This window comes from Ferrovum myxofaciens (assembly GCF_013181415.1).
In the GTDB taxonomy this organism is placed as follows: Bacteria; Pseudomonadota; Gammaproteobacteria; order Burkholderiales; family Ferrovaceae; genus Ferrovum; species Ferrovum myxofaciens.
In genome coordinates this window covers 998,141-1,024,951 of the sequence record NZ_CP053676.1, presented here as the reverse complement: position 1 = coordinate 1,024,951, position 26,811 = coordinate 998,141, and the positions used below count along the sequence as shown (strand labels likewise).

Genomic DNA, 26,811 nt, shown 5'->3' with positions numbered 1-26,811 from the left:
GACTCCGTTGCCGACAACGCTGCCAGCGCTGCCGAAACTGATCGAACGCTTTCGGTTAGGTTGTTTGTGTATCGCGACGACCAGAGTTCACCCGGATGGTCAAAGAACAATTTTCTGGCGCATCTCCAGAATTTCCAGGACCCGAAGGTGGTAAAGCGGTTCCTGTACGCCTTTGTTTCCGTTATATGGTGATTCGCAGGCATTCAGCCCTAGACCCAATTCATCGTCTCGCACATAGCACCATTTAACAGGTGCGTTGTCGGTTTAAGCTATCAATGCCGCAGGTGGGCTTCCAGGTGCGACCCTGTTCACCTCCTGCTGGCCCGATCCGTCCTGAGGCACTTGCCTCATCGAACCGACGCTGGCTTTTATCCAGCCTCATAGCCATCCCAGTGCGTACTGGTTATGCGGTTTCCACGCATCCCCAGACCCGGACTTGTACCGGGTATTCCACAACCAGGGCACCATAGCATTTCCTCCATGGTCCCGTTTCCCTACCGCACACCTCCTTCCGTTCGATAAGAACGGAGAAGACAGGGGCTGAAAGCAACGGTTTACTCTGCTCGCGCAGGATTACCCGGTACTCTCGCCCTCGCACCCACCGTGCCAGTTTCCCGGCAGTGGGCGCCAATGCAGAAATTCCGAAGTCTTGGCAGGACCTCGGCATGGGCTTGGCAGCCCTGACGCATTACGCGTCGTAGCAAAATCGAATGGCTGTGTCGGGTGGCGGCCCGACCGATGATCTCTGGAGTCAGAGAACACGGGTCGGGTCACCACCAAACAGGGAGCGGTGCCGCATTCGATTGCGCGTTGGTTCACCAGATATTGCGTTGCACGAAGGTGTAAGATTTGGGGGGAATTATTTTGTTGTCATCGTGGTCAAGGTGCCTCGGGGTCATGAAGCAGTGCCTGATCCCTCTCCGGTATTTTCTATCTGTTGTGAGATCTCTTCTCTCCCACCTTCATACCATGTCGCATTGGATTACGGCTATCAGGTTGATAAATCTGAATTGTTGTCATCGTATGGGCTCTTGATACGTTAAGTAGGTATCTGATTTATTTTGGGGAACACCCATGAAGATCTACGATGACATCACTCCGGCGCTGAAGGCTGTTTTGTTCCACTTCATTCGAGGCTATACCGTTTGGACCAGTTTCATCGTCCCCGCCGAGAAGGTGGGTGGCATCGCGGAGAAATGGGCCGAAGCCTATGGAACTCAACCCCACACCGCGAGAATCCCCTCGCTTTAGCCATGGGGAGGAAAGCGGGAATTTGATTTTGACTTAGATTCGCTTGTATTATACAAATAGCATCTATACGACCTTGTGGACGAATAGTTACTTTGTATCGACGATAGGCGGCGCACCGCTTGAAGTGGTTAAACAATATATCGAGCAGCAAAGGCACAAATGAAACGCACCGCCACGCCCACCTTTGTTCTCAGCATTCCCCTGGTTGTGAAACCCGGTGAAGACCGGATACTGATCGGGCGCATGGAGGCGGGTAGGCGTTTGTACAACGCCACTTTAGGCGAAGCACTTCGCCGCCATGGTTTGCTGAAACAGTCGAAAGACTGGCAATACACCCGAACAATCTCCGATAAGAAATTACGCGGCAGCGAGTTTCAGCGTCTCTCGAAAGAAGCAGGGTTCACGCCTGCGGCCATCATCACCTTTGCCCGTACCTGCAAAAATGAAGCGGGATGGAAAGACCGGCTTGGTTCTAACGTAACCCAGCGCATCGCGGAGCAGGTGTTCGCGGCCGTGCAGCAATACGCCTTTGGTAAACGCGGTCGCCCACGTTTTAAAGGTGCTTCCCGCCCCCTGCATTCGCTTGAGGCAACCACCAATGCGGCCAACATCATCTGGAAGCCTGAAACGGGCTGTATCGAGTTTGGCGACCTCACGCTACCGGCCTTGCTACCCTCCAAAACACAAGACCCGTATTTGCACCAAGCGCTCACCAATAAAACAAAGTATTGCCGCGTGCTGTGGCGCGTTGTTTCCGGCTCACGCCGCTGGTTTGTGCAACTCATGCAGGAAGGCATCGCCCCGGCCAAGCACGCCATTGCCGAAGGCTCGGTAGTCGGTCTGGACATCGGCCCGAGCACCATAGCGATAGTGGGCGATGATTCCGCCTCGCTGGTGAAATTCTGCGATACCGTCATTCAGCCATGGAAAGAAACGCGCCGCTTGCAGCGTGCCATGGACAGGTCTAAACGTGCCACGAACCCGCATTGCTTTAATGCGAACGGGACGTGGAAAAAAGGCCAGAAGTTCGCACCAAGCAAACGCTATACAGCAATCCGCACTGAGTATGCGGAAGTCGAACGCAAGTTGGCCGCCGAACGCAAACGCGCCCATGGTGAACTTGCCAACCAGATTCTCGGGCTGGGTAATGTTGTCCAGTCCGAAACCCTGTCTTACCTCGCCTTCCAGAAGAATTATGGCAAGAGCGTGAAAGTCAGAGCGCCAGGAATGTTTGTCGAACAATTGCGTCGCAAGGCTGAAAGTGCTGGCGGCAAGTTGATTGATTTGCACACCTGGTCGCTGAAAATGTCGCAGTACGACCACACCACCGGAGTTTTCACAAAGAAGCCGCTCAGTCAGCGGTGGCATGTGCTGGGGGATGGATCGGGAGTTGTGCAACGGGATGTGTATTCCGCATTCCTCGCACGCTGCGTTATGAGCAACACGCACCACCCATCCCATATTGAAACAATGTGGGCGGCTCAGAAACCTGTGCTGCTGCAAACGGGGTGGCTGCGTTCCGAACCTGCGAAGATCGAGCCTTCGGGCAAAATCACGGTGGCAACACCGTTAGAGCAGGTCGTTTGTGATAGAGGGTTTGCCGCTGGTCATGGCCTGGATGCTGTAGTCGCAAGACGAGAGCCAGGAGACCCCAGCGGGTTCGCCCTTAGAACCCCCTGTCTTTAGACATGGGGAGGTTTAGTAACTGGCATGATATACACTAATGACATTATACATGTCTAATAAGATAAAGTAAATGTATGGATGTACAATCCTTAAAAATAATCACGTCCCTCAAAACAGCGCGTACAGCGTTGGGTTGGACGCAGCAAGCACTTGCCGAGAAATCTGGCGTGGCGTTGGTCACGATAGCCCGGATGGAGTCTGGAATGATGTCACCTCGTTTATCTACATTGTCTAAGCTTAAGACAGTCCTCGCTGACGCTGGGGTCAGGATCGTTGACGAGTCGCCTGCGGGTGGTTTCAGTCTGTTTGTTGACGGCAAGGTTTTCGAGACAGAATCTGTGGTCACGAACAAATAATATCCTTTATCGACCTTGTCGCGTAGTTACACGACTAATTTTAGAAGTTTTGAATAATGGACATAGCTGCGCTTCTTTATTATAATATTAAGTATATTTCTATAATAAAGACGGTAATGGAGGCGCTAAATTATGAAACCCTTTAATTCAAGAGCTGGCAAAACTGTTCCGCAAGGGACGGGGTATCTTGCCTATGTGACAGCACCGCTGCCGCCTAATCCGCCAGTTTTATTTGATGCAGAGATGATAAGGATTCTTTCTGAGGCTGATCTTGCATTGGGGCAACTATCTGGTATCTCATCCTTGCTGCCCAATCCTGATCTTTTTGTGGCGATGTACGTCAAGAAGGAAGCTGTGCTGAGCTCGCAAATCGAGGGGATACAATGTACGCTTGACGAAGTGTTGCAGCACGAAAAGGACGCCGAGGGGGTGCGTACCAAGGCTATCGGTGAGGTTGTCAATTATGTGAACGCCATGAATTACGGTATCAAGCGCCTCGAAACCCTGCCGCTTTCATTACGCCTCATTCGCGAAATCCACGGACATCTGCTGCATGGTGTGCGAGGTGAGCATAAAGACCCAGGTGAATTTCGCCGTACCCAAAATTGGATCGGGCCACAAGGCTGCACTTTGGCTACTGCAACATTTGTTCCACCACCTGTGCCAGACATGATGGAATCGCTGGCAAACTTGGAATTGTTTTTACATGACAGGACGAGCATGCCGCTGACAGTTCAATGTGCGCTCATTCATGCTCAATTCGAGACCATACACCCCTTCCTCGATGGTAATGGGCGTGTTGGGAGATTGATGGTTTCATTGTTGCTTCATGAGCGAAGTGTGCTTAAACAACCTCTGCTCTATATTAGTCTCTTTTTGAAAGAGAATAGGGCAGAGTATTATGACCGGCTCATGGACGTTCGTAGGAATGGCAATTGGGAGGGCTGGGTCAAATTCTTTCTAACCGGGATCGCGCAAGTCAGTAATGAAGCAGCTGTTACCGCTCAGCGGATCGTCAAGTTTCGGGAGGAAACGATGATTAAAGCACGGGCATTTGGGAAAAACGAGTTAGCGCTGGTCGACTTGCTGTTCGAGTATCCAATCATCGACATCAGAACAGCAGAACGATTATTGGATTGCACCTATGTCACAGCATCAACCTCATTACAGAACCTTGCAAAGGATGGTTGTGTGAAAGAGGTAACGGGTCAGAAGCGGAATAGGCTTTACAAGTTTGTGGGCTACCTTGATCTTTTTGAGCCAGAAGCACGGATTGACCGTTTAGATCATGCCTAAAAGCGACAGCAACTTCAGACTTCCTGATCTAGCAGGATGTGAGTTTGGCACCTCATACCAATTTGTAAATCATTCTTGCACCTGATTCGGGATGACAAAAAGCGAGCTGCGTTAATTCTTCAAGGAGGCTCGCAATCGCCTTGTCATGAGCAGGATTTGCCATCCGATGAATTTTGATGGTCAGTGTCTGTGCGGCATCATCAGGCTCAATGTCACCAGAAGACACGAATAACTCCCGCACCAGCGCTCGCGCTTCGTCTTCCTTTTTCAAGTGACGTCGCAATATCGCTACCAGGGCGGTCTCAGCGCGGTAGGCGATCATTTTTACCACATCGGTCAGCATTTTATTCAACGGCAACAACTGAGTTACTCTCAACTCCTCGGGCAAACTGTCCAGCGTTACTTTTCGGGGCATATCCCGTCGCTCGGCACGAAGTCGTGCCAGTTCAATCTGCACGGTCTGAAGTGCTTCGACGGATTCGGCTTTTTTCTGAATATCCACGCTGTCCATCAGGGTGTGTCTGGTCAGTTCTGCCTGAAGTTTCCTCTCGGCTTGATGTGCTTTTTTGACCTGTTTGTCGAGTTCGCGCCATGTGGGGTTGATAGTCAATAAGGTGCCAGGAAGACTTTCCGCGCCATACTCAACAAGTCCATCAATATCATAGTGTTCCATCATGTAGCCGAAGAAGTTTTCCTGGCACCACCGGGAGAACATACGGCCCGCAATGACCCCATTTCCCAGATGCTGCGCGCTGGTGATGATGGCCGTCTGATGCCCCGTCAAGGTCAGACGACGCACTTCGGTGACCGGCATTGAGTCCTTGCCTGAAACCAGCAGGGTTTCCCGCATGGCCAGTTTCATTCGCGTACTGCCACCGCCCTGTGTCATGGCCTGCCCCTGAGGCGAAGCAATAAACTCTCTCAACACTTCGGGGTTCCCATCCAGACCTTCCGGCGCTGGCGTCAATGGTGGCTGACAGAATTCATCCTGACTCCGGTATGGCAGACCCTGCGCGGTCGTTTTCTCCCCCCGGTGGAAGCCCATTCTCTGCCCGGTGAATTACTGCATCGTTGCTCTGCACGCACAGCGACCAAGAGCACTCTTCTGCAGGATTCGATGACCCAGGTAATGCGCTGGCTGGCTCCTCTGAGCACGCTCACTGAGGATCAATAAATGAGGGGCCTCGTCACGCACAAGATGGCGCTAGCCAGGGGGGCCCTTCCGGCATAGGCTTCGCAACTCGGGCGTTGTGCCCGAATTCATGCGAAGGAAATTCATTCATGCCCATCCCAAACGAAACCAGTGCCCGGGATCGATGGTCCCGGCTACGCCTGCTGATCATCGGTCAACTGCTGGCCGCTCCTCCGCCACGCGGGGAATTGAAGTCACGCCTGCTCGATTTGAGTCGCCAGACCTGGCGTCATCCGATTCATGGGGGTGAGATACGTTTCGGCGTCTCCACCCTCGAACGCTGGCTGGCACGGGCACGGCAAAGCCCGGATCCTGCCACCTTCCTGGCCACCGTCCCGCGTCTTGATGCGGGCTCTGTCCGTGTCATCAGCGAACCCTTGGCTCAGGCCATACGCACCCAGTATGCGGATCGTCCCAAATGGAACATCCAGTTGCATTACGACAACCTCAGACTGGTGTTTGGTGCCAACGAGTTCCCATCCTACGCCACCGTATTACGCTTCTTCCGCGCCCAAGGGTTATGGCGGGTGCGTGATCCACGCGGTGGTCCCCAGCGCACTGCCGTCCCGGATGGGACCCGTGAAGTCCGCAGTTTCGAAGCCACCCATGTCGGGGCCCTGTTTCATCTGGATGGGCATCAAGGGTCTCTCAAGGTCCTGAACCGGCAGGGCGAATGGATCACCCCAATCGCTCTGGGCGTGATCGACGATCATTCGCGCCTGATCTGCCACCTGCAATGGTACGCCCACGAGAACACCGAGTGCCTGGTGCACTGCGTCTCCCAAGCCCTGCAGCGACGGGGTTCACCCAGAACGATTTATAGTGATAATGGCTCCGCCATGATCTCCGGCGAATTCACTGCCGGCCTGCATCATTTGGGCATTCTGGCGCTCAACACGCGCCCGCGCAGCGCCTGGATGAATGGCAAGCAGGAGACCCTCTGGAATCGGGTGGAAAGTCGTCTGATGGCCATGCTTGATGCGATTCCCAATCTGACCCTGGCTCAACTCAACGAAGCCTCCTTTGCCTGGGTCGAACACGAGTATCAAGTCAGCCCGCACCGGGAACTGAACGGTGCCACCCCCATGCAACGTTTCATTGCCAGTCCCAGTGTCCTGCGCGAGTGCCCGGATTCAGAAACCTTGCGGCGTCACTTTCGAATCGAGGTCACCCGGAAGCAACGCCAGAGCGATGGCACCGTGTCTCTCGATGGCAGGCGTTTCGAGATTCCCCAAGCCTTCGGGCATCTGCGCGAACTGACGCTACGCTACGCTCGCTGGGACCGTAACCAGGCCGACATCGTTGATCCCCGTAGCGGCGTCATTCAAGCCACCATCTATCCTCTGGACAAGACCCGCCATGGGGATGGGCGAAGACGCCAGATCATCCAGCCGACCCCGGATACACTTCTCAAGAGCGCGCAGAGTGCGGCCACGCCCTCTGATCCCCAAGCCCCCCTGATGCGCCATCTGCTGGCACAGTTTGCGGCCACCGGATTACCTCCTGCCTATCTGGAATTAGACGACGCCTCGCCCGCCCAGGAAACCCACCCATGAACCGCCTTCTGTTGACCCCGTTTGGTTTGAAATGGAATCCCTTCAATACCGAATTACCCACCGAAGCCCTCTATCTGTCCCCCAAGATCAATGACTTCTTCTGGTGCATCGAACAGGTCCATGTGCGGGAAGGCGGCTTCGCTCTGATCCAGGGAGACCCGGGTACCGGCAAGAGTGTGGCATTACGGGCCTTGGCCGAACGCCTGGAACGTCAAACCGATCTCACGGTAGGAATTCTGAATCACCCCCAGAGCAACCTCGGGGATTTCTACCGCGAACTGGCCGAGGTCTTCGGCGTCACGCTCAAACCCTGCAACCGCTGGGGCGGATTCAAGATCCTGCGGGAGCGCTGGATCAGTCACCTCGAAGCCACCCGGACCCGCTGTTGTCTGCTCATTGATGAGGCCCAGGAAATGAGCCCGAAGACCTTACTGGAGTTACGCCTGTTGGCTTCAGCACGGTTTGACTCACAACCCCTGTTGGCCGTCGTACTGGCGGGCGATGCCCGCCTGAACGAGGCTCTGACCCGGGAAGAACTGTTGCCGCTGGGTACCCGTATCCGGGTTCGCCTGACTCTGGACTACGCCACGCGGGAAGAATTGGCCGCTTGCCTGGATCACCTGCTCGACAGCGCCGGAGCTCCCACTCTGATGAGCCCGAGCCTCAAACATACCTTGTGCGAACGAGCCGGGGGAAACTATCGGCTCCTGACCAACCTGGCTGCACAACTCCTGGCTGTGGCCGCACAACGCCAACTACCCGTACTGGATGACAAACTCTACCTGGAGGTGTTTGCCTCCCCCAATTCCACCACCCACTCAACCCGGCGCAACTCCCGGGCCCGCTAATGACCCAAAGGAAAATCATGACCAAGAGAAAGTTGATCTTCACCTCGCGCCGTAACAAGCGTCCACCCACCGCCATCCTCGACATTGAACTTCCGGAACTCTCCAATGAGGCCGCAGCGGCGCTGGCCGATGTTCTGGTGCAGTTGTATCACCGCTTTGAAGCAGCCTACTACGCCCAGATCCTGAGCCATCATGCCGACCAACTCATTCCTCCAGAAAAGCCGTTCGCAGGGATGGCGCGCAGCGCCACCTCGCAAAACGCCGCTTTCGGCTATCGTCCCAATGTAACCGAAGAACTGTTCTGAACTTCGCACTCTCAGCCGGGCAGCCCCTCTGGGTCAGCCCGGCCCCCCCCTTCCTGAGGATGGGAACAAAATCCCTGGCTCCCGGAAAACCCTCAAACAATTTGCACCACTCAGCACCGCATAAGCACTGCGGTCGTTCACCACCCCATCGCAATCCCTCAACCCTCACATTTGCGTGACGGTCACAATATTGCTCAGTCAAATCCACCATCAGATTTATGCGGATTCTGACAGCCGTCTACAACCCATCACAGAGCGTGCAAATCAAACCATCAATCATCTTGATTCCGCTCAGGGGGCAGAGATCCAGATAGGTGACGAAGAGGTGCTGATTCGATTTACCAAGGAAGCCTTGCTGGCAGCAGGGCAGGGGATTACGTCGGGCTCCAAAAGGACTAACCTCGACGATTGATTTCTGGATTGCCCCGGTTCCCTTGTCATTATTGACTGTGCTACAATGTGGCCCACGAAGCATGATTAAGGGGTATCACCATGTCTGCCAATGCCGTTGTACGCGCCCGAATTGACGAACACATCAAGGAAGAGGCCTCCGTTGTCCTGGAGGCGATGGGGCTCACTGTGTCTGATGCTTTCCGTATCATGCTGACCCGAGTGGCCCACGACAAGGCTTTGCCGTTCGAGCCCTTGATTCCGAATGCCGAAACCATTGCCGCCATGAAGGAGGCGAGGCGCGGAAAATTGCAATCATTTAACTCCGTTGATGACCTGATGGCGGATCTGAATGCGGAAGATTGAGCAAACCGGACAGTTTAGGCGCGATTACAAGCGAGAGTGTTGTGCAGTACGAGGTGCGGACGCTTATCGTGAGGTTGATCCGGCATGGCTGGACGTTGTCTTATTGTTATTTGCCAGCTTTTGGCTGAGCTGTCGGCGCTCCAGCAACGCGAGACTCAGGCGTTCTTGCGTGGTGCGTTCTTCGTCATGCATAACCGCTTCTTTAATCGCATCATCTACGGCGCGGCGGATCTCAGCGTAGCTGAGCCCCTCGGCTTTAGCGGCCAGTACCTTAAGCGGGAACGGTTTAGGTACGAAACCGCCCAAACGCGAGCGAATTAGTTCGCCCGCCTGCGCCACTGTCGGGAGGTGATATTCGATCATGTCGTCGAAACGACGGAATAAGGCGTGGTCTAGAATTTCCGGATGGTTGGTTGCGGCGATGATGAGACTGTTCGACTCGTCGTGCTCGATCATCTGCAGAAAGCTGTTGAGCACACGCCTAATCTCGCCGACATCGTTGGCTAGCCCTCGCTGCGATCCGATCGCATCGAACTCATCAAAGAAATAGACCCCACGCACCTCGGCAATCGCATCGAAAACCTGACGCAGCTTCGCAGCGGTCTCGCCCATGAATTTGGTGATAAGCGCGTCCAACCGCACCAGGAACAAAGGAACGCCCAGCTCGCCGGCCAGCACCGATGCCGTCATCGTTTTGCCCGTACCGGGAGGCCCCACCAAAAGCAATTTGCGACGCGGCGACAGGCCATGCTCACGAATACGCGCGAACAGGCGCTGCTCCTTCAAGATGCGGTGCAGTTGCTCCGATGCCTGCACATCAAGCACCATGTCCGCAAGCCGATTCTTTGGGTAAGTTACACCGAGCAGATTGGCGAGTTCGCCGCGCGGTCGGGCAAGTGGAACCAGCTTGCCTGGTTCGCCCGGTACCACACGGGCCTTCGCTGCATCGATCATATCGCGCAGTTCTTCCGCCAGTTTTCCGTGCCCGACCTTGGCTTCGTGGGCGGCCACTTGCATGGCGACGGAATAAAACTGACCGTCATCCCGGCTGATATGGGACTTCACCAGAGCTTTCAATTGTTCCGCGCTAGCCATGCCGTCCCTCCCTTGAAGTATGTGCGGAAGCACGTCCGAGGAGACTCTCCCCGTCGATGCCAAGCAGCGAGCCCTTCATGCGGCCACCGTAATGCCGGCGGAATCGGTGCAGCGTGCAGGTCGAATTACTATCTCGACGTGCTGGTCGAGCGATACGAGCGCCTGCATTAGACGCTCAAGGGAAATGTTCTGGAGCTTATAGCGCCGAACCTGGGACACCTTGGGCTGCGTCATACCGATGATGGCGGCTACTTCGGTCTGGCTGAGGTCGCGCTGGTCGATTAGGTCATTGATCTTGACAGCGAGCACGGCCTTCGCGGACAACTCTTCTCCGCCGTCGATCCCCAGATCGACAAGCACGTTGTCCGTCCCTGTATGGTTTTCGCTGCTTCGCATCATGATCTCCGGCTTAACCCACGTGAGGCAACCATATATTTTGGCCGCGTTCAGAGCAATTGGCGCTCTTCTTTCTGTGAATTATATCCGTCCGGGTATAGCCTGACAAGCATAACGTGATTAAACATATGCAGGCGCGGACAACCTTGTTTTTTGCTTTTCTGGTCTTGTACAGATTGACCGCGAGGTATTCATCGAACTGCTCGTCGAACCGGTCAAGGGGGAATGCATTGATGACCTGCTGATCCTCAGTCAATATCAATCGCTCGATGATCTGCCGCTGGGTCGTCCCCTTATGCCGGGCCAGGCGTGCCAGTGCCAAGGCACACCCGGTAGATACCCAGGTATTGATCCGACGCTCACCGTTGCCGTCTACTCCCGCATAGGGACGCTTTGACCGGTATTGTGCCTGCCTTTGTGCGGAATCTTTGGCCATTTCCATCTCCGTTACTGCGTAACCGGTTTCTCTTGAACGGCTGGATGACCCTCCTGATGACCGTCATCCATGACCGTTGCTTGTCACCTCTTCCTGCGCTGCGTGGTGACATTGGGGGTGGCAAACACCTCGAGATAGAGTTTCTCGTCCAGTTGGGGCAGGTTTCTGCGGGCTCCCGCAGAGAGCAGTTCTGCGGCCATGCTGGTCAAGATTCGGTAGTTCCCGGCGGCATGGTCGCAGAGCGTATGACACAGACCCTGCGTCATCAGTCCGGGATTTCCCGCCTCGGTGAGCAAGTGTTCAAGGAACGATCCCAGTTCTTCCCGACTGGCATATTCCGTTACATAGCGACAGCGGATACGGCTGCCCAGGGGGATGAGGTCTTCACTCCTCAACCGTTCCGGGAGCCGGGCATCACCCGCCAGGATAATCCCCAGCAACGGCAATGAATCAAACTTGGCACTGGACATCAGACGCAGTTCACTCAGAACCTGGGGACCCATCTCCTGAGCCTCATCGATGATCAATATCGGGCGCTGACGGCAGGAGTCCAGATAGGTGAGCCAACGTTCCCGCAAGGCCTTGAATCCCCCCCAGCGATTGCTTGGGGTCAGGGTTACTCCGAAGATATCTCCCATTTCGCGATAGAAATCACCCAACTGGCTTTGTGGATGGCTGATGGTGCCCACAATGATGTCCGGCAGTTGCTCCAATCGACCGGCAATATGGCGCAGCAGAACACTCTTTCAGGTTCCGGGTTCACCGTGCACCATGGCAAAGCCTCCTTCCTGAATCAGTACATTCTCGATCCGCCAGCAGAAGTCGGCCATGCGTGGGGGGAGGTACAGTGCGCGTGTGGGAATCTCCTGCGAGAAGGGGTTCCATTTGAGCCCATACAGGGACAGGATTTGAGGGTTCATGGTTGCTCCTCCTCCGTGGGAAGGTAGGCCGGGGGCAAACCAGAAGCAGCGTACTCGGCCATCAACTCCCGCAGCAAGGGAGCCATGCCCGTGGCCGGGGCTGACGACAGGGAGGGCCCGGGGGATTCGAACCGACGCCGGTTCCCCGACGCATTGGCAGTGTTGTTCAGGGGGTGAATGGCACAGAGTATCTGATCATTGCGTGGATCCATCATGTCCACCCGACTGAGGTCCCAGCGGGCATAGCGCAGATGAACTGTCTCGAGGTTGCGATAGCGTGAAGGAATTTCAAAACGCTGTCCTTCCAGCATGAGGGTCCCATCACAGCGGCGTTGTTTTCTGGAAACTTTCAGGCGAAAGGCACATTCAAGTTCTTCAGCAGAGGGACTGGGTCTGCCGACCTGAGGAGCCTGCAAGTACCGTTCCATGGGAGTACAACGAATCTCACTGTGGAGAGTCCGGTTGTATTCCTGTTCTACCCAGGCCTGAGTGGCCAGATTCTCCCGTTGTTCGAGCCGTTCCTGTGCGGCCAGAGCTCCGGGGGTCTGTCGTTTGGGGCGGTGGGCGCGAAACAACCCGCGTGATCTGAGGAAGCGCCGGATGGTGGGATAGGAGGGAACTTCCAGAGTGTTTTCCCGGTTTTGGCTGATCAGGTTGTCATGGTGCAACTTGACGGTCCAGCCGGGATGTTCCTGATACTGACCTACCAGTTGTTCGCGGACTTCCAGGGCCAGACAGGGGAAGGTCCCAAAGTGACTGCCCGGACGATTCTTCAATACCCCGACGGGGTCGTCTTCCCGACGGGCACGGTAATACCAGCGCTCGATGGTGGACAGTCCGAATCGAACGGGGAGACCAGTCACGGGATGGGCCCAGGTTCTGCTGGCCAGTTCGTTGAGTTTGCCGGAGAGTTCTCCATCGGCTGGCGGGGATGCAAACAAGGGACCGATGATGGCAAAGCGCAACTGCGCCCAGCGATCACGGTGGTTTGGATCGTTCGGTTTCAAGGCCAATCTCCTGATGACGCGGTGCCGGTGGCAACCAAGCGTTGGAGATGAGGTTAATGAAGAACCCTGGATGTTAATAGATGCATCTTCTGCGTGTGTGACTCAACCCTCACTGATCATGATCATGGGGCCGATGGTGATCGGCTTCAGAAAGCGCAGACAGGCCACTGTTTGTTCCGTGTCCGATCCGCCAAAAGACTGGCAAAGTGACAGCGGGAATGCTGCCGGATCAGGGAGCGGCATGAAACGCCCACGGGCCTCCCGCCAGAACGAGGTGGAAGGGAATGTCTTGCGCCAGAATGAACGCCAGCGATGCAAGGTACGCAGAGACACTCCTGTGCTGGCCAATACCCTGGAGAACCAGGCATGGATGCGCCCCCGGCAGCAGGAAGCAAGAACCACCACCAAGCCAACATACACCTTGCGTCCAATGACCACTCCGGTCTGCACTCTCCCCGCTCGCATTCCTTCACCACCCCCTACTTCTTTACGGTGGCGTATTACGAGAAAAAATAGCCGGTGGATCGCGATTTAGTGCGGGAGACAACACCCCGGGGCTTTCTGGGATAGTACGCCCGATGCAACTTCTCGCCACAATGGGGGCAGCCCTTTGCCAGGGTCTCCTGTGCCAATTCGGCATCAAACTCCTGCAGGCGCGAAAAAAGAGTGGGATCGGAAAAAAGAATGTGAGACACTTTGGATAGTCTTTATTGGTTGGGAAACCAAAGACTCGCTCAAACGGGGGTTGGAAATCAACCCCCGTGAGGGCGTCACCCCCCTCAACCCTCATCCAAAATGATCACCAAACCCTGAAAATCCATCAAAATAACTGATCACACTCAGAGGTGGCTTCTCCATCATTGTCGATGAGGGTACTTTAGCGGGTTTGCTGCATACTCATGAAACCATGCTGACAAAAAAAGGTGATTGAATATAGATTTTCATCTTTGTGTCTGAGGCTAGAAGACGCGAGGATTAATTATCGGAGTAATTGATATAAGTCATCCAATGGATTACACTGCTCATATGTATCAGACTATTGCCGAGTTATCTGCTTTTTCGTCGGCGGCGCAGTCGCTCTTGTCAGAGGATGAGCGCCGTGAGTTGATCAGTTATCTGGCACAAGAACCAAAAGCGGGTGTACTCATACAGGGGACTGGGGGCGTGCGGAAATTACGCTGGGCCAAAGGCAATCGAGGGAAGAGTGCCGGGGTACGGGTGATTTACTATTTTTACGATGAACGGATTCCCCTGTATCTCTTGACGGTATTTGGTAAGAATGATCGTGCCAATTTGAGTCAGGCAGAACGCAACGGTCTGAAGAATTTAGTGGATCAACTGGTATCAGTTGCTTTTGGAGAATAATCATGGAGACTGCATTCGATAAAATCAGAATTGGCCTGGAGCAAGCTATCGGTCATGCGAGCGGGAAAGATGTTTCAGGCGTTGTGTTACATCGCATAGCAGTTCCTGATGTCAAAGCGATTCGCCAGATGACAGGGTTGACGCAAATGGAATTTGCAGCCCGTTGTCGTATCAGCCTATATACCCTACGTCACTGGGAACGCGGTGATCGTAAGCCACACGGACCTGCTGTTGCTTTGCTCAATCTCGTCGCTCAGGATCCGGTATTTGTTATGTCCAGTTTGGTCAATGCTCGATAAAATGTCATCAGCAACTTGAAATTGGGCCAAAAGCAGCAGTTTGAAATTGGAAGTCAAGTCGGCTAAGGGGGGGTGATATTTATTGTGACTGTCACATAATCCAGATTCACCGAACCCTCAACTTTCCGATTCTTTCAGTGATATCGTCGCTGTAACTTTATGATCATGTTTTGCGAGGTGGGGCTTTGCCCCATCCCTGCGAACTGCTTTTCCTCTGGGAGGGCATGGTCATGGCTACGGGCTATCGCTTCAAGTGCCTAAATTGCCACAAGTTATTCCGTCCTGATCCACGCAATCGTCGACACCAAAAGTACTGCTCGAGGAAGGTTATACCGGTAGCCTGACCCTGGTGCGTGACCATGTCCGCCAAACCCGCCCCGTCCAGCGTCCGGTCTACCTCAAACTCCATTTCAGCCCCGGTGAATGTGCCCAGGTCGACTGGGGTGAATTCTCCACCATCGCCGTCGGTAATACCCGCCGTCGCCTCTCCTTCTTCGTCATGGTCCTGGCCTACAGTCGCATGACCTACATCGAATTCACTGTCTCCCAAACCATGGAGCATTTCCTCGCCTGCCACGAACACGCTTTCCAGGCCTTTGGTGGGGTCCCTACCAGAATCATGGTGGATAACCTCAAGTCAGCCGTCCTCAGTCGCCTCGTCGGCGAGGCCCCTGTCCTCAACCCCAAGTACCTCGATTTCTCCCGCCACTACGGCTTCGATATCACGGCCTGTAATGTAGCAAAGGGAAATGAAAAGGGGCCGCGTCGAGTCCGGCGTTGGCTATGTCAAGAAGAATTTCCTCAATGGCCGTGAACTCAAGGATTTCCAACTCATCAACCCGGCCGCCAAACTCTGGCTCGATACCATCGCCAATGTCCGTTGTCATGGCGAGACACGACAACGCCCCCTGTGATCTGTTCATTGAAGAGAAACCACACCTACGCCCGCTCAATTCCAATCCTTACGACTATGCCCGCACCCTCAGTTTGGTGGCCAACAGTCAGTTCCGCTTTACCGTCGACACCAACCACTACTCCGTTCCCGCTGATTATGCACACCGCCGTCTGACCATCAAGGCCCATCCTGATCGCCTGTGTGCCTATTACGACGGACAACTCATCGCCCGTCATGTCCGCTGCTATGACCGGCATCAGGACATCGAACAACCGGATCACGCCAAGGTCCTGCTGAACCAGCGTCAGCATGCCCGTGAACAGCGCCTGGTCATGAACTTCCTGGCCCTTTCGCCCCATGCCCCTGCCTTCTACGAAGGATTACAGCACAAACAACTCAATACCCGTCACCACCTGCGTCTCATTCTGGCTCTCGCGGAAATCTATCCCAGTTGCGTATTCTGGTGAAGATGACCGGTGATTCTGGTTATCGTGACCGTGGTATCATGAAACTCACGAAATCCGGGTATCACCAACCGAATTCATCCCCATTGCTTCATGTTTTCGGGTGGGCAACCCTCAGAGTCGTTAAGCCCTGCTTAACCCGGTTGCTTTTTAATGGCAAGGATGCCCATAAAGAACCTTGCTGAGGCTGTGATGTCACTCTTGCATAACTTGGAAGATCCTGATCTGGAGAACACAGGGTCTCACACATCTGTCGCCATCCTGCTGGCCACCTATAATGGTGGGGCATTTCTGCGTGAACAGTTGGCTTCCTACGAGGCTCAGCACTATGGGAACTGGTATGTGTGGGCGTCGGATGATGGGTCTACGGACAGGACCCTGGAGATTCTGGCGGAGTATCAGGAACGTTGGGGGAAACGCATGACGGTGGTGGCGGGACCCCATCAGGGATTCGTGGCTAATTTCTTGTCTCTGGTGTGCTGCCCTGAAATCAATGCGGATTATTACGCTTATTCGGATCAGGATGACCTGTGGGAACCGGAAAAGTTGACCCGAGCCGTGGCTTGGTTGTCCATGGTACCCCCCTCTATTCCGGCTCTGTATTGTGCGCGCACGCGTCTGGTGGATGAGCAGGGGCGGGACCGTGGGTTTTCTCCCTTGATGCGCAGGCCTCCATCCTTTGCCAACGCCCTCATGCAGAATATTGCCGGGGGCAATACCATGGTGTTCAATGCTGCCGCCTGCGCCCTGCTCCGATCGGTGGAACCTGGGGTGGAAGTGGTCACCTTCGACTGGTGGACCTATCTGGTGGTAACGGGGTGCGGGGGGCAAGTACATTACGATCCCATTCCTACCTTACGCTACCGTCAGCATGGGCAGAATCTGGTGGGGGCCAGTATCAGTTGGTCGAAACGCTGGGCTCGTCTGGGCTTCATGTGGAAGCGACGCTATGTTCTTTGGACAGACATTCATGCGCGTGCATTGCAGAGTTTGGGGCCTTGCTTGACGCTTGAAAATGCTTTGATTCTCAGAACGTTTCTATGGGCCCGACAGCAAACCCTGGGCAAGCGCTTGCTGGGTTTGAAGCGCTCGGGGGTGTACCGACAGCACCTTGTCGGGCAATTGGGATTGTTCCTGGCAGCGCTGTTCAACCGGATATGAGCAGGGTTGCGGGTTGATTTTAGCGGGTAGGGGCTTTTAGAAGCCCATGCTTGAAGAAATAGCGAGCCATGCTGGACAGGTGCCATAGGGTGTAGCGCAGTTTCCTGCGGCTGTCCCGTTGTGCATTGTGAATGACGGAAGTTTGGGGGCAGAGTCTGACCTGCCAGTGCTGGGCCCAGAGGCGGACGCAGATGTCCACGTCTTCGTAATACAGAAAAAAATTCTCATCGAATCCCCGGATGGCACGAAAGGCATCCGCCCGAAACATCAGGAACATGCCGGCAGCCCAATCGATGGAGATTGGTGAGTTTTCCGGCGCGTGGATCCGTCCATCGCTCAAGCCAAATACTTTCTTCACCAATCCGGCCAGGGTGGGAAAGTGACGGGCGTTGTCTTCGGGGATTCCTTGGACCGTGGTGACCTGTGGGACGACCAGTCCGACTTGGGGGTCGCTCAAGCAGTCCAGAAGCGCCGGGAAGGGGTTGGTGGTGAGACGGATATCCGGGTTGAGGACGCAGAAAAAGTCGGCATCGCAGTGCTGGAAGGCAGCATTGTGGTTCTCACCAAACCCCTTGGGGTGAGGGTTGGTGAGAAGCGTGAAGGGGAGAAGGGCCGTGGGAGGAGGTTCGGGCAGGTTGGCTGTGAGACAGATCGCCACATCGGGGGCGTGCTGCGCCAAATCCCCCAGCAGGGTCTGGACCAGAGAGGCCTGACGGTGACTGACGATGGAGACGACGATCTTGGGGGGGCGCGGGTCGGTCATGGGAAGGATCAGCGTTCGGGACTTTGCGCCGAGATCGTGAGAAATTCGCTCCGCTCGGGGGTCTGGAACATCACCCGCAGATCAGCCAGCAGTGATTGAAGGAATAAGGGCAAGGGGAGAGAACCTGCTTGGGGGTCGTAAGGATCTTTTCCTTGCTCGATGCGATGGCTGGATTGGTACAGCCACCGACTGGGTAATTCCGGCAGGTGAACCGTCAGGTGGGTGAATCCTTGTTCTTTGAACAATTGGCTGAGGGTGGCCTGGGTGAAGAGGACGAGGTGACGGGGAGGCTCAAGTCCACGCCAGTGATGCCCGAATCGTTCATGACCGAAACTGTCCAGATTGGGGGTGGCTACCCAAAGACGTCCGCCGGGTTTGAGAATGCGGCACATTTCCCGCAGGGTGGCGCGGGGGTCGGGCACATGTTCGATGACATGGCTGAGGGTGACGTAATCGAAGTGATGTGCGGGGAGTCCCGTATCCGGAAGACCGCTGCAGTGTACCTTGGTGCCGCGGCGACGGGCGAATTCCACGGCTTGCGGGTCCATATCAGTTCCCCAGGCGTCCCACCCCAGGTGGGCGGCGAGGGCCAGGAAGTCGCCGTTCCCGCAACCGATGTCCGCCAGAACCTTGGGGGTCTGGGGAGAACAGGGCAAATGACGGACTTGCATGTCGGCTTTGTTTTTCAAGAGGGGCAGCAAGGGAATCAGCCAGCGTCCGAGCGGTGAATGGGGGGACAGGGAACTCCCATAGTGGGCGTTGAAGTAATCGTTCAACAGGGATTGTTTGAGACGCCCTAGCCAGGAGGTGCCGGAGGGCTCTGCCCCGTGGGTGTAATAATTCTGATAGGCCAAGGCGATGCTGGCCTGGTTGGGGATGGGATCGAGATAGGCGCAGTGGCATCGAGTACAACGGTATAGGGTCCAGCGTCCGGGCGCACTGAAAAAGATCCGGTCGGTCAGTCCCTCATGGAGTACGGTACGCTCCGGGGCATGACAAAGGGGACAAAGCGTGACGCTGTCCAGTTGTTCTTCTGGCCAGGGGGTCATGACTCCATTTCGCAGTTGGGATCGTCGGACATGGGCATGAATTCAGCGCCCATGGCGAACATGAGAGTCGAGCGTGCCCGCCTTGGCCTCATGACCCGCCATAAGTGGGAGGAAATGCTGGACGGCTTCTTTTGTGGCAGGGTCGATACGATTCAAGATCATCCTTGGTTCATCAGGGGGCTACAGTTCGAGTGTAAACGTCATCCCTAGGGTAAATCAATCACAATGAAGTAACTGTAAAAGAATAGGGTGATAATTTTTCTTTTCAGAACTCACTTGATCTCCACACTCCGTTGGGTGGCACTTGCTGTCTTTCACCGGTGAAAGAATCGTTTGCGCCAGTGGGGCGGGAGCAGTACCCAGGAATTCCAAAGGGTGGACAGGACCAGAAGACTGGCCAGGGCCAGGTAGAGGAAGGAGGCGTAGGGCAGAAGTTGCGTCAGGACGAAGGCCAGGGTGAGCAAGAAAGCGGGACCCAGACTATGACGCAGGGCATCCAGGCTACCTGCCGCCCAGAACAGCAGGAGAGCATCGACGCCAATGCGCAGGTTCCAGGCCCAGGCAGCACCCTCTGCCCCGAAGGCAGAAATCAGTCCCCACAGCGTCAGGCCATAGGGTAGGAGTTCCAGCAAGTGAAAGCGGGCAGGGAGGTCGGGACGGTTGCGACATTGCAGGTGGGTGAAGGGAATGAATGCCAAAGCATTGGCCCAGATGCCCAGCAGCAGGATGGTTCCGATGGGCCCTGTGGTTGGGGCCAATCGGGGGCCTAACCACAGGTCGAGGAAAGGTCTCATGCCCAGCAGGGCAAGGAGGATCGTGATCGTCATGAGTGCGGTGAGGAGACGGGTGTAGTTCAGGACGTACTGTCGAGCCTCGGGTTCCGATGCGGCGGTCAGGGTGGGGGTAAGCGCTTTTTGCAGACTGACGGGGAAAATCATCAAATAATTGACCAAATTGAAGGGTACGGTATAAGCAGTAACCGCTGTGATCCCGCTGAGGGCCCCGATGACGAAACGGTCGAATACGGTAAGCAGGGGACCGGCCAAGGCAGTGACCGTGACCCACCCTCCGTAGTGGAGCAGAGGTTTGATTTCCTGGGCGGCGAAGTGGGGGCGCCCGGTTAGCGGGATAAGGCGCTGACAGGCGAGTCCCAGGACGATGACACTGACGGCTCGACCCAGCAGGGCGGCGGGCACCAGGGCCGGGAGGGTGGGATGGTGGCTCAGGGCCAGGATCAGCGGGCATAACTGAAACAACAAATTACCGATGGCTTGTCCTGCGTTCATGGCAACGAAGGCTTGCCGACCCATGAGGGCCCCGGATAGAACGGACAGAACCGTGACCAAAGGCAGGGCCACCAGTACCCAGGGCAAGGTAGCCAGACATTCCTCACGCAAGGGGCCGACCAAGGAAAAGGTATCCGAAAAGTGAGTCCCCAGAGCATAGAGAATTCCGCCGCCCAAGCACCCGGCACCGAGGCTGAGCCCCAGTCCGGTCCAGAAAGTTCGTTGGCGGAGAATTCGGGCACCGGGGGGAAGGGCGGCAAAGCGGTTGGTGAGGGCGCGCCCAAAACCCAGGTCAAAGATCCCGAAATAACCCAGCAACAGCCAGAGAAGAGCCAGAACGCCATAACGCGCCTCGCCGATGGAGCGGATATAGAGGGGCACGGTGGCCACCATGACGAGGCCGGGGATGACCGTGCCGAGCGCGTTGATCAGGGTGGCGTGACCAATCCCGGCAGGTCTGGGGGAAGAGGGAGACATGACCGGGATTATAATCAAGTCATCGGTCGGTTGGGGGGCTAGTTTCCATGGATTCGGCAGAGAGGTTATCTCTCCGGTGCCTCTGTCTGTCGTTCCAGGTGTACCCAGTCCACGATGTCGCCTTCCGGTTGGTATCCGGGGACCAGTTGTTGGAGCAATGACCGGATCAGGTCTACATCGTTGGTATTGAGGGCTACCGTGAGGGAATCGAGCTTGCTGTTCAGTTCTGACCATCCCAGAAAATCTTCATGGGCCTTCATGATGCGTGGGTGGGTCGTGGGTTCGGGCTGGTTGCCGATGAGCAATTCTTCATAGAGTTTTTCTCCCGGGCGCAGGCCAGTCACATGAATTTCGATATCTCCCTCTGGATCCTCATGGTCACGCACCCGCAGACCGGACAGTTCCACCATGCGCCGCGCCAGGTCCATGATCCTGACAGGTTCTCCCATGTCCAACACGAACACATCTCCCCCCCGCGCCATGGCACCCGCCTGGATGACCAGTTGGGCGGCTTCGGGAATGGTCATGAAATAGCGGGTCACTTCCCCGTGGGTGAGGGTGATGGGTCCCCCGTCCTTGATTTGCTGGCGGAACAGGGGCACCACGGAACCGGAGGATCCCAGCACGTTGCCGAAACGCACCATGGAGAAGCGGGTGGCGGAGGATTCCACGGCCAAGGCCTGAAGGACCATTTCAGCCAGACGCTTGCTGGTTCCCATTACGTTGGTGGGGCGTACGGCCTTGTCCGTGCTGATCAATACAAAGTCCGACACGCCATTTTTCAGAGCAGCCAGCGCGGTGGTGAGGGTGCCCAGTACGTTGTTTTTGAGCCCTTCCGCCGGATTATGTTCCACCATGGGCACATGTTTGTAGGCGGCGGCGTGGTACACCGTGTGGGGCGACCAGGTGGAGAGGATTTCGTGCATGCGTCGGTTGTCCTGCACGGAGGCCAGCAGAGGCACCAATTTGAAGGTGGGTGCCCGGGGGAGCAGTTCCTGGTGTAATTCGTACAAGGCAAATTCGCTTTGTTCCAGCAGCAGCAGGATGGTCGGGTTCAGGGCAACGATCTGGCGGCACAGTTCACTCCCGATGGAGCCACCGGCGCCGGTTACGAGTACCACCTTGTCGTGGATATTTTTTCTGAGGAGGATAGGGTTGGGGGTCACGGGTTCCCGGCCCAGCAGATCTTCCAGATCCAGTTCGCGCAGGGCGGAGATGCTGACCCGTCCCTGGGCCAGGTCAGCCATGCGGGGCAGGGTGCGCACCGATACGCGGGAGCGGCGCATCAACTCCAGGATTTCATTACGCTGGTGTCGGTTGAGCGAAGGGATGGCCAACAGTACATCGTTGACTCTGAGGGTTTCCCGCAGGGCCGGCAGATCGCCAGGGGCATAGATACGGTGTCCGTCCAGCACGTTGCCCTGCAGACGGTGGTCGTCGTCGAGAAAACCCACCACGCGCATTTCATGGCTGTGGGCCAGAGCGCCTGCCAACTGGCGCCCCGAGGTTCCAGCCCCGTACACCAGCACTCTGGGCAAGGTGTCATGTTTCAGCAGGTTCTGGTATTCCCCGCCCAGCCAGAAGCGCGCCAAGGCCCGGGAAGCCCCCACAGTCAGCAGCAACAGTAGGGGTTGCATCAATCCCACGGTGCGCGGGATCCCGGGCACTTCGATGGCGGTAAAAATGGCCGCGAACATCAGGCCATAGACAAAGGAGGCGCGCGTGACCGCCATCAGGGCTGGCCATCCGGAATAGCGGAAAATGGCCCGGTAGAGGCCAAAAGCAATGAACACGGGCAGGGCCAGTGCAACGGAAGTGACCGCCGCTAGAAGAGGGGGGCCGGACAGGAAGACCCATTCGCCCAGACGCAGGTAATAGGCCAACCAGACTGTGAGCACGCAAAGACAGGCATCTACAGTCAGCACCAGCAAGCGTTTTGTCAGGCGCGGGAGGGACAGTACGGGATGGATAGCTTTCTGGAACGGCATGGGAATTGGTTTCAGTGGGTATGATTGCCCACGCTCGTGCCTTGCCGGGCAACCCGGATGGATTAGATTCTAGCACAGGAGTGATGGCCAACGGTGACCAGATAAAGCCATCAGCCGTTCGTTCTGCTCACTCCACAAATACCTCGATTCCCACTCAGAAGCGTCCTGTGATCAGGATACTTGTTTCGTCTGTCATGGTAATTTAATACGCAGGTGATAGATTTGTCTTGAAGGTTTTTTGATGGATTGCGTCAAGTGCTTTCACCAGAATACGCAGCTTGAAGTGGTTAAACAATATATCGAGCAGCAAAAGCACAAATGAAACGCACCGCCACGCCCACCTTTGTTCTCAGCATTCCCCTGGTTGTGAAACCCGGTGAAGACCGGATACTGATCGGGCGCATGGAGGCGGGTAGGCGTTTGTACAACGCCACTTTAGGCGAAGCACTTCGCCGCCATGGCTTGCTGAAGCAGTCCAAAGACTGGCAGCACACCCGCACCATCGCCGACAAGAAATTGCGCTCCGACGAGTTTAAGCGGCTCTCGAAAGAAGCAGGGTTCACGCCTGCGGCCATCATCACCTTTGCCCGTACCTGCAAAAATGAAGCGGGCTGGAAAGACCGGCTTGGTTCTAACGTAACCCAGCGCATCGCGGAGCAGGTGTTCGCGGCCATGCGGCAATACGCCTTCGGCAAACGCGGTCGCCCACGTTTTAAAGGTGCTTCCCGCCCCCTGCATTCGCTTGAGGCAACCACCAATGCGGCCAACATCATCTGGAAGCCTGAAACGGGCTGTATCGAGTTTGGCGACCTCACGCTACCGGCCTTGCTACCCTCCAAAACACAAGACCCGTATTTGCACCAAGCGCTCACCAATAAAACAAAGTATTGCCGCGTGCTGTGGCGCGTTGTTTCCGGCTCACGCCGCTGGTTTGTGCAACTCATGCAGGAAGGCATCGCCCCGGCAAAGCACGAGCAGGCTTGTGGCGAAATCGTTGGTCTGGACATCGGTCCGAGCACGGTTGCTGTGGTCGGCGACAACTCCGCATCGCTGGTGAAATTCTGCGACACCGTGGTTCAGCCATGGAAAGAAACCCGCCGCTTGCAACGTGCCATGGACAGGTCTAAGCGAGCCACGAACCCTCATTGTTTTAACGCGAACGGGACGTGGAAAAAAGGCCAGAAGTTCACACCATCGAAACGTTACACGGCAATCCGCACCGAGTATGCGGAAGTAGAACGCAAGCTGGCCGCCGAACGCAAACGCGCCCATGGTGAGCTTGCCAACCAGATTCTCGGACTGGGAAATGTCATCCAGTCCGAAACCCTGTCTTACCTCGCCTTCCAGAAGAATTATGGCAAGAGCGTGAAAGTCAGAGCACCCGGAATGTTTGTCGAACAATTGCGTCGCAAGGCTGAAAGTGCTGGCGGCAAGTTGATTGATTTGCACACCTGGTCGCTGAAAATGTCGCAGTACGACCACACCACCGGAGTTTGCACAAAGAAGCCGCTCAGTCAGCGGTGGCATGTGCTGGGGGATGGATCGGGAGTTGTGCAACGGGATGTTTATTCCGCATTCCTCGCACGCTGCGTTATGAGCAACACGCACCACCCATCCCATATCGAAACGATGTGGGCGGCTCAGAAACCTGTGCTGCTGCAAACGGGGTGGCTGCGTTCCGAACCTGCGAAGATCGAGCCTTCAGGCAAAATCACGGTGGCAACACCGTTAGAGCAGGTCGTTTGTGATAGAGGGTTTGCCGCTGGTCATGGCCTGGATGCTGTAGTCGAACTCGAAGAGCAACCCTTCGGGCCGAGACGAGAGCCAGGAGACCCCGGTGGGTTCGCCCTTAGAACCCCCTGCCTTTAGGCATGGGGAGGTTTAGGCCGTTGCTCTGTTTCTGGAGCCAGTCGAATCGAAGTAGCCATGCCACAACCTCCTTTTGAATACATGTATTAACTGTATCACATAATTACGCATGGAACCCACTGTGTGGGTAACTGACAGAAGCCGCATGAAAATATCAGCTCCTCTTGGCCTACTTGGCTTCCAATTTCAAACTGCTGCTTTTGGCCCAATTTCAAGTTGCTGATGACAGATAAGCAGTTTGTACTCGGTTTTTTATTTTGGTGGACATGTTGGGGATGAGCGGATTGTGCTATTCTGGTCAGCATGACTAGAATATCGAAAACACCCACCTTCCCGCTCAAGCCAAGGTCGTCAAAAACTCGCCCTGGCTACTGGTCGCTTCAGGATGCCAAGTCGCGCTTCAGCGAGTTGGTGCGGCTGGTGCGTTGCGAGGGGGCGCAGCACGTTACCGTTCATGGGCGCGATGAAGTTGTCGTCGTTGCCGCCGAAGAGTTCCAACGCCTCAAGGGCAGTCCCACCGGTCAGGCACTGATCGACGCCATGCAAGCCTCGCCGCACCGTGACATCGGGATCGAGCCTCGACGTTCACCTATGCCGGTGCGAGACGTGATTCTGTGACGGGTTGGCTTCTCGATACAAATATCCTGTCCGAACTGCGGCGTCCCCGGCCTGAGCCGAAGGTGGTGGCGTTTGTGGCTGCGCAACCGCTGGATCTTATGTTCGTCAGCGCGGTGACTCTGGCTGAACTCCGCTTTGGCATCGAATTGCTCACCGACGCCAATCACCGGGCTGAATTGAACGAGTGGTTGACCCATAAAGTGCGGCCAATGTTCGATCAGCGCATTCTTCCCGTGACCGAGGACATCATGTTCAAGTGGCGACTGCTGATTGAGGATGGGCGTAAATCTGGTTATACGTTCTCGCAACCTGACCTCATCATCGCTGTGACGGGGTTGCACCATGGCCTGACAGTGGTGACACGGGATACGGGTGACTACGCGAAGGCGCGAGTTTCGTTGTTCAACCCGTGGGAATGAAGCCGGTTGCATGTCCGGTGGCGAAAGCGAAGCAGAAGCCAGGGTCATGCTAGCCATGGCATGAGACTGATTGTCGACATGAACCTGTCGCTGCGTTCGAATAACATGTGTTGCATGTAACGACGAATGCAACTAAAATGTTGCATGTAACGACTCTGTGGGGATGAAATGGCAACACATGTGAATACACGAGTTCAGAGACACCGTGATACGTTGCGCATGGCTGGCCTGCGACCGATTCAAATTTGGGTGCCGGATACACGACGGCCAGACTTCGCTGAGGAATGCCGCCGTCAGTCCCGCCTCGTCGCTCAGACGGACATGGTCGATACAAATCTGCAACACTTCATGGATGAAGCCTTGGCGGACATGGAAGGCTGGACGGAATGATGCGGGGTGATTTTGTAACCATTGTCATGCAAGGCGACTTTGGTAAACCAAGACCCGCCTTGGTAATTCAGGCCGATCAATTTGGCGAGCACGCAACTGTTACGGTGTTACCGATGACAAGCACGCTGGTTGCTGCTCCTTTGCTACGTACCCCTATTCAGCCAAGTGCCGAGAATGGCTTGAATAAGCCTTCGCAAGTGATGATTGACAAAGCCATGACCGTGAAGCGGGACAAGTTGGGTCAGGCCTTTGGGCGCATCGATGGGGTGGTGATGACGGAAGTTGAGCGTTGCCTGGCCGTGTTCTTGGGGATCGCCAAGTGAGGTACCTCACCGTTTATGGGCGCGATGAAGGTGTCGTCATTACCGCCGTAAAGTACCATCGCCCGGCAACCGGGTAATGTCGATTGTCGGGCGATTTGTTTATCAGGAGGTCTTTTTGACCCCCGTATCCCACGCTGACAGGCAAGGGATAGTTTGCGTCATCCACAGGTAAATCAATGATGGACAAGGTCGGCTTTGTCTTGTTCAATACAACTGTCCCACTCCACAGTGTCCAATATGGTAACCAACACTGCAAAGCCAAAGACCGAAAGAATTTCTACCCAGACCAACATCTCATGTCCGAAGTATCCCATGATAACCCCCTATTTAAGGGTTCTTGAGCAC

At 55.6% G+C, this 26,811-nt stretch carries 29 protein-coding genes and 2 pseudogenes; 20 read left to right on the top strand and 11 right to left on the bottom strand.

What is annotated here, in order from left to right:
* Positions 1-1,074 precede the first annotated feature (1,074 nt).
* The 5 genes and pseudogenes from HO274_RS04985 (at position 1,075) to HO274_RS04970 (ending at position 4,589) form a co-directional block, all read left to right on the top strand.
* A complete protein-coding gene (locus tag HO274_RS04985; protein WP_273121879.1) occupies positions 1,075-1,251 on the top strand; it encodes a hypothetical protein in 177 nt (58 codons plus the stop codon).
* Between the two features lie 70 nt (positions 1,252-1,321).
* Positions 1,322-1,414: pseudogene (locus tag HO274_RS04980) on the top strand (transposase); the annotation flags it as partial.
* Positions 1,411-2,937: a transposase gene (locus HO274_RS04975; protein WP_273121878.1), complete on the top strand. Its 1,527-nt coding sequence runs from the start codon at positions 1,411-1,413 to the stop codon at positions 2,935-2,937. The pseudogene HO274_RS04980 and the gene HO274_RS04975, both read left to right, overlap by 4 nt.
* 74 nt (positions 2,938-3,011) lie before the next feature.
* Positions 3,012-3,293 (top strand): helix-turn-helix domain-containing protein, encoded by a 282-nt coding sequence (locus HO274_RS13525; protein WP_420537378.1) that lies wholly within the window; start codon positions 3,012-3,014, stop codon positions 3,291-3,293.
* Between the two features lie 132 nt (positions 3,294-3,425).
* A complete protein-coding gene (locus HO274_RS04970) occupies positions 3,426-4,589 on the top strand; it encodes a Fic family protein (protein ID WP_062188633.1) in 1,164 nt (387 codons plus the stop codon).
* A 52-nt stretch (positions 4,590-4,641) separates the two neighbouring features.
* On the opposite strand, the gene HO274_RS04965 is transcribed toward HO274_RS04970, so the two are convergent.
* Complete coding sequence (locus tag HO274_RS04965) at positions 4,642-5,517, bottom strand: putative transposase (RefSeq protein ID WP_273121877.1); 876 nt, start codon at positions 5,515-5,517, stop codon at positions 4,642-4,644.
* A gap of 353 nt (positions 5,518-5,870) precedes the next feature.
* Between HO274_RS04965 and HO274_RS04960 the strand changes: the two genes are divergently transcribed.
* The 5 genes from HO274_RS04960 to HO274_RS04940 all read left to right on the top strand — a co-directional run bounded on the left by HO274_RS04960 (position 5,871) and on the right by HO274_RS04940 (position 9,246).
* Positions 5,871-7,337, top strand: coding sequence for a DDE-type integrase/transposase/recombinase (locus HO274_RS04960; protein WP_273121876.1), 1,467 nt, complete (start codon positions 5,871-5,873; stop codon positions 7,335-7,337).
* Positions 7,334-8,185 (top strand): ExeA family protein, encoded by an 852-nt coding sequence (locus tag HO274_RS04955; protein ID WP_273121874.1) that lies wholly within the window; start codon positions 7,334-7,336, stop codon positions 8,183-8,185. The genes HO274_RS04960 and HO274_RS04955 overlap by 4 nt, the downstream gene beginning before the upstream one ends.
* Before the next feature lie 17 nt (positions 8,186-8,202).
* Complete coding sequence (locus tag HO274_RS04950) at positions 8,203-8,490, top strand: hypothetical protein (protein WP_273120760.1); 288 nt, start codon at positions 8,203-8,205, stop codon at positions 8,488-8,490.
* Positions 8,491-8,680: 190 nt separating this feature from the next.
* The gene (locus HO274_RS04945) at positions 8,681-8,902 is read left to right on the top strand and encodes a hypothetical protein (RefSeq protein ID WP_273121873.1); all 222 of its coding nucleotides are present in this window, start codon (positions 8,681-8,683) and stop codon (positions 8,900-8,902) included.
* Between the two features lie 80 nt (positions 8,903-8,982).
* Positions 8,983-9,246 carry a type II toxin-antitoxin system RelB/DinJ family antitoxin gene (locus HO274_RS04940; RefSeq protein ID WP_031598138.1) on the top strand — a complete coding sequence of 88 codons (264 nt, stop codon included), beginning with the start codon at positions 8,983-8,985 and terminating at the stop codon, positions 9,244-9,246.
* A gap of 63 nt (positions 9,247-9,309) precedes the next feature.
* On the opposite strand, the gene HO274_RS04935 is transcribed toward HO274_RS04940, so the two are convergent.
* The 6 genes and pseudogenes from HO274_RS04935 to HO274_RS04905 form a co-directional block, all read right to left on the bottom strand.
* Positions 9,310-10,341, bottom strand: coding sequence for an AAA family ATPase (locus HO274_RS04935; RefSeq protein ID WP_273121871.1), 1,032 nt, complete (start codon positions 10,339-10,341; stop codon positions 9,310-9,312).
* A gap of 75 nt (positions 10,342-10,416) precedes the next feature.
* Complete coding sequence (locus HO274_RS04930; RefSeq protein ID WP_323492809.1) at positions 10,417-10,737, bottom strand: helix-turn-helix domain-containing protein; 321 nt, start codon at positions 10,735-10,737, stop codon at positions 10,417-10,419.
* 13 nt (positions 10,738-10,750) lie between these two features.
* On the bottom strand, positions 10,751-11,173 hold the full coding sequence (locus HO274_RS04925) for a hypothetical protein (protein ID WP_273121867.1): 423 nt from the start codon (positions 11,171-11,173) through the stop codon (positions 10,751-10,753).
* 83 nt (positions 11,174-11,256) lie between these two features.
* Positions 11,257-12,093: pseudogene (locus HO274_RS04920) on the bottom strand (ExeA family protein).
* Positions 12,090-13,100: a hypothetical protein gene (locus HO274_RS04910; RefSeq protein ID WP_273121863.1), complete on the bottom strand. Its 1,011-nt coding sequence runs from the start codon at positions 13,098-13,100 to the stop codon at positions 12,090-12,092. Before HO274_RS04910 ends, HO274_RS04920 begins: the two are co-directional and overlap by 4 nt.
* A gap of 102 nt (positions 13,101-13,202) precedes the next feature.
* Positions 13,203-13,565, bottom strand: a complete 363-nt coding sequence (locus tag HO274_RS04905) for a hypothetical protein (protein ID WP_273121862.1) — start codon at positions 13,563-13,565, stop codon at positions 13,203-13,205.
* Positions 13,566-14,126: 561 nt separating this feature from the next.
* On the opposite strand from HO274_RS04905, the gene HO274_RS04900 reads away from it, so the two are divergent.
* The 5 genes from HO274_RS04900 to HO274_RS04880 all read left to right on the top strand — a co-directional run bounded on the left by HO274_RS04900 (position 14,127) and on the right by HO274_RS04880 (position 17,284).
* The gene (locus HO274_RS04900; RefSeq protein ID WP_273121861.1) at positions 14,127-14,465 is read left to right on the top strand and encodes a type II toxin-antitoxin system RelE/ParE family toxin; all 339 of its coding nucleotides are present in this window, start codon (positions 14,127-14,129) and stop codon (positions 14,463-14,465) included.
* 2 nt (positions 14,466-14,467) lie between these two features.
* Complete coding sequence (locus tag HO274_RS04895) at positions 14,468-14,764, top strand: helix-turn-helix domain-containing protein (protein WP_273121860.1); 297 nt, start codon at positions 14,468-14,470, stop codon at positions 14,762-14,764.
* 349 nt (positions 14,765-15,113) lie between these two features.
* Positions 15,114-15,578, top strand: a complete 465-nt coding sequence (gene istA / locus HO274_RS04890) for an IS21 family transposase (protein WP_420537377.1) — start codon at positions 15,114-15,116, stop codon at positions 15,576-15,578.
* 71 nt (positions 15,579-15,649) lie between these two features.
* A complete protein-coding gene (locus HO274_RS04885) occupies positions 15,650-16,126 on the top strand; it encodes a Mu transposase domain-containing protein (protein WP_273121858.1) in 477 nt (158 codons plus the stop codon).
* 189 nt (positions 16,127-16,315) lie between these two features.
* Complete coding sequence (locus HO274_RS04880) at positions 16,316-17,284, top strand: glycosyltransferase family 2 protein (RefSeq protein WP_273121856.1); 969 nt, start codon at positions 16,316-16,318, stop codon at positions 17,282-17,284.
* Between the two features lie 19 nt (positions 17,285-17,303).
* Here HO274_RS04880 and HO274_RS04875 read toward each other — a convergent pair whose 3' ends face one another.
* The 4 genes from HO274_RS04875 to HO274_RS04860 all read right to left on the bottom strand — a co-directional run bounded on the left by HO274_RS04875 (position 17,304) and on the right by HO274_RS04860 (position 22,847).
* Complete coding sequence (locus HO274_RS04875; RefSeq protein ID WP_273121854.1) at positions 17,304-18,047, bottom strand: glycosyltransferase; 744 nt, start codon at positions 18,045-18,047, stop codon at positions 17,304-17,306.
* A gap of 8 nt (positions 18,048-18,055) precedes the next feature.
* Positions 18,056-19,096: a class I SAM-dependent methyltransferase gene (locus tag HO274_RS04870; protein ID WP_273121852.1), complete on the bottom strand. Its 1,041-nt coding sequence runs from the start codon at positions 19,094-19,096 to the stop codon at positions 18,056-18,058.
* 314 nt (positions 19,097-19,410) lie between these two features.
* Positions 19,411-20,859, bottom strand: coding sequence for a flippase (locus HO274_RS04865; RefSeq protein ID WP_051862726.1), 1,449 nt, complete (start codon positions 20,857-20,859; stop codon positions 19,411-19,413).
* Positions 20,860-20,924: 65 nt separating this feature from the next.
* A complete protein-coding gene (locus tag HO274_RS04860) occupies positions 20,925-22,847 on the bottom strand; it encodes a polysaccharide biosynthesis protein (RefSeq protein WP_273121850.1) in 1,923 nt (640 codons plus the stop codon).
* 318 nt (positions 22,848-23,165) lie between these two features.
* Between HO274_RS04860 and HO274_RS04855 the strand changes: the two genes are divergently transcribed.
* The 5 genes from HO274_RS04855 (at position 23,166) to HO274_RS04835 (ending at position 26,466) form a co-directional block, all read left to right on the top strand.
* Positions 23,166-24,716 (top strand): transposase, encoded by a 1,551-nt coding sequence (locus HO274_RS04855; protein ID WP_273121848.1) that lies wholly within the window; start codon positions 23,166-23,168, stop codon positions 24,714-24,716.
* 303 nt (positions 24,717-25,019) lie between these two features.
* Entirely contained in the window at positions 25,020-25,334 is a 315-nt protein-coding gene (locus HO274_RS04850; protein WP_031599223.1) for a type II toxin-antitoxin system prevent-host-death family antitoxin, read from the top strand.
* Positions 25,331-25,753, top strand: a complete 423-nt coding sequence (locus tag HO274_RS04845; protein ID WP_031599221.1) for a type II toxin-antitoxin system VapC family toxin — start codon at positions 25,331-25,333, stop codon at positions 25,751-25,753. Before HO274_RS04850 ends, HO274_RS04845 begins: the two co-directional genes overlap by 4 nt.
* Before the next feature lie 168 nt (positions 25,754-25,921).
* Positions 25,922-26,143 (top strand): antitoxin MazE family protein, encoded by a 222-nt coding sequence (locus HO274_RS04840; RefSeq protein WP_273121846.1) that lies wholly within the window; start codon positions 25,922-25,924, stop codon positions 26,141-26,143.
* Positions 26,140-26,466 carry a type II toxin-antitoxin system PemK/MazF family toxin gene (locus HO274_RS04835; protein WP_031596839.1) on the top strand — a complete coding sequence of 109 codons (327 nt, stop codon included), beginning with the start codon at positions 26,140-26,142 and terminating at the stop codon, positions 26,464-26,466. Before HO274_RS04840 ends, HO274_RS04835 begins: the two co-directional genes overlap by 4 nt.
* The last annotated feature ends 345 nt before the right edge of the window (positions 26,467-26,811 follow it).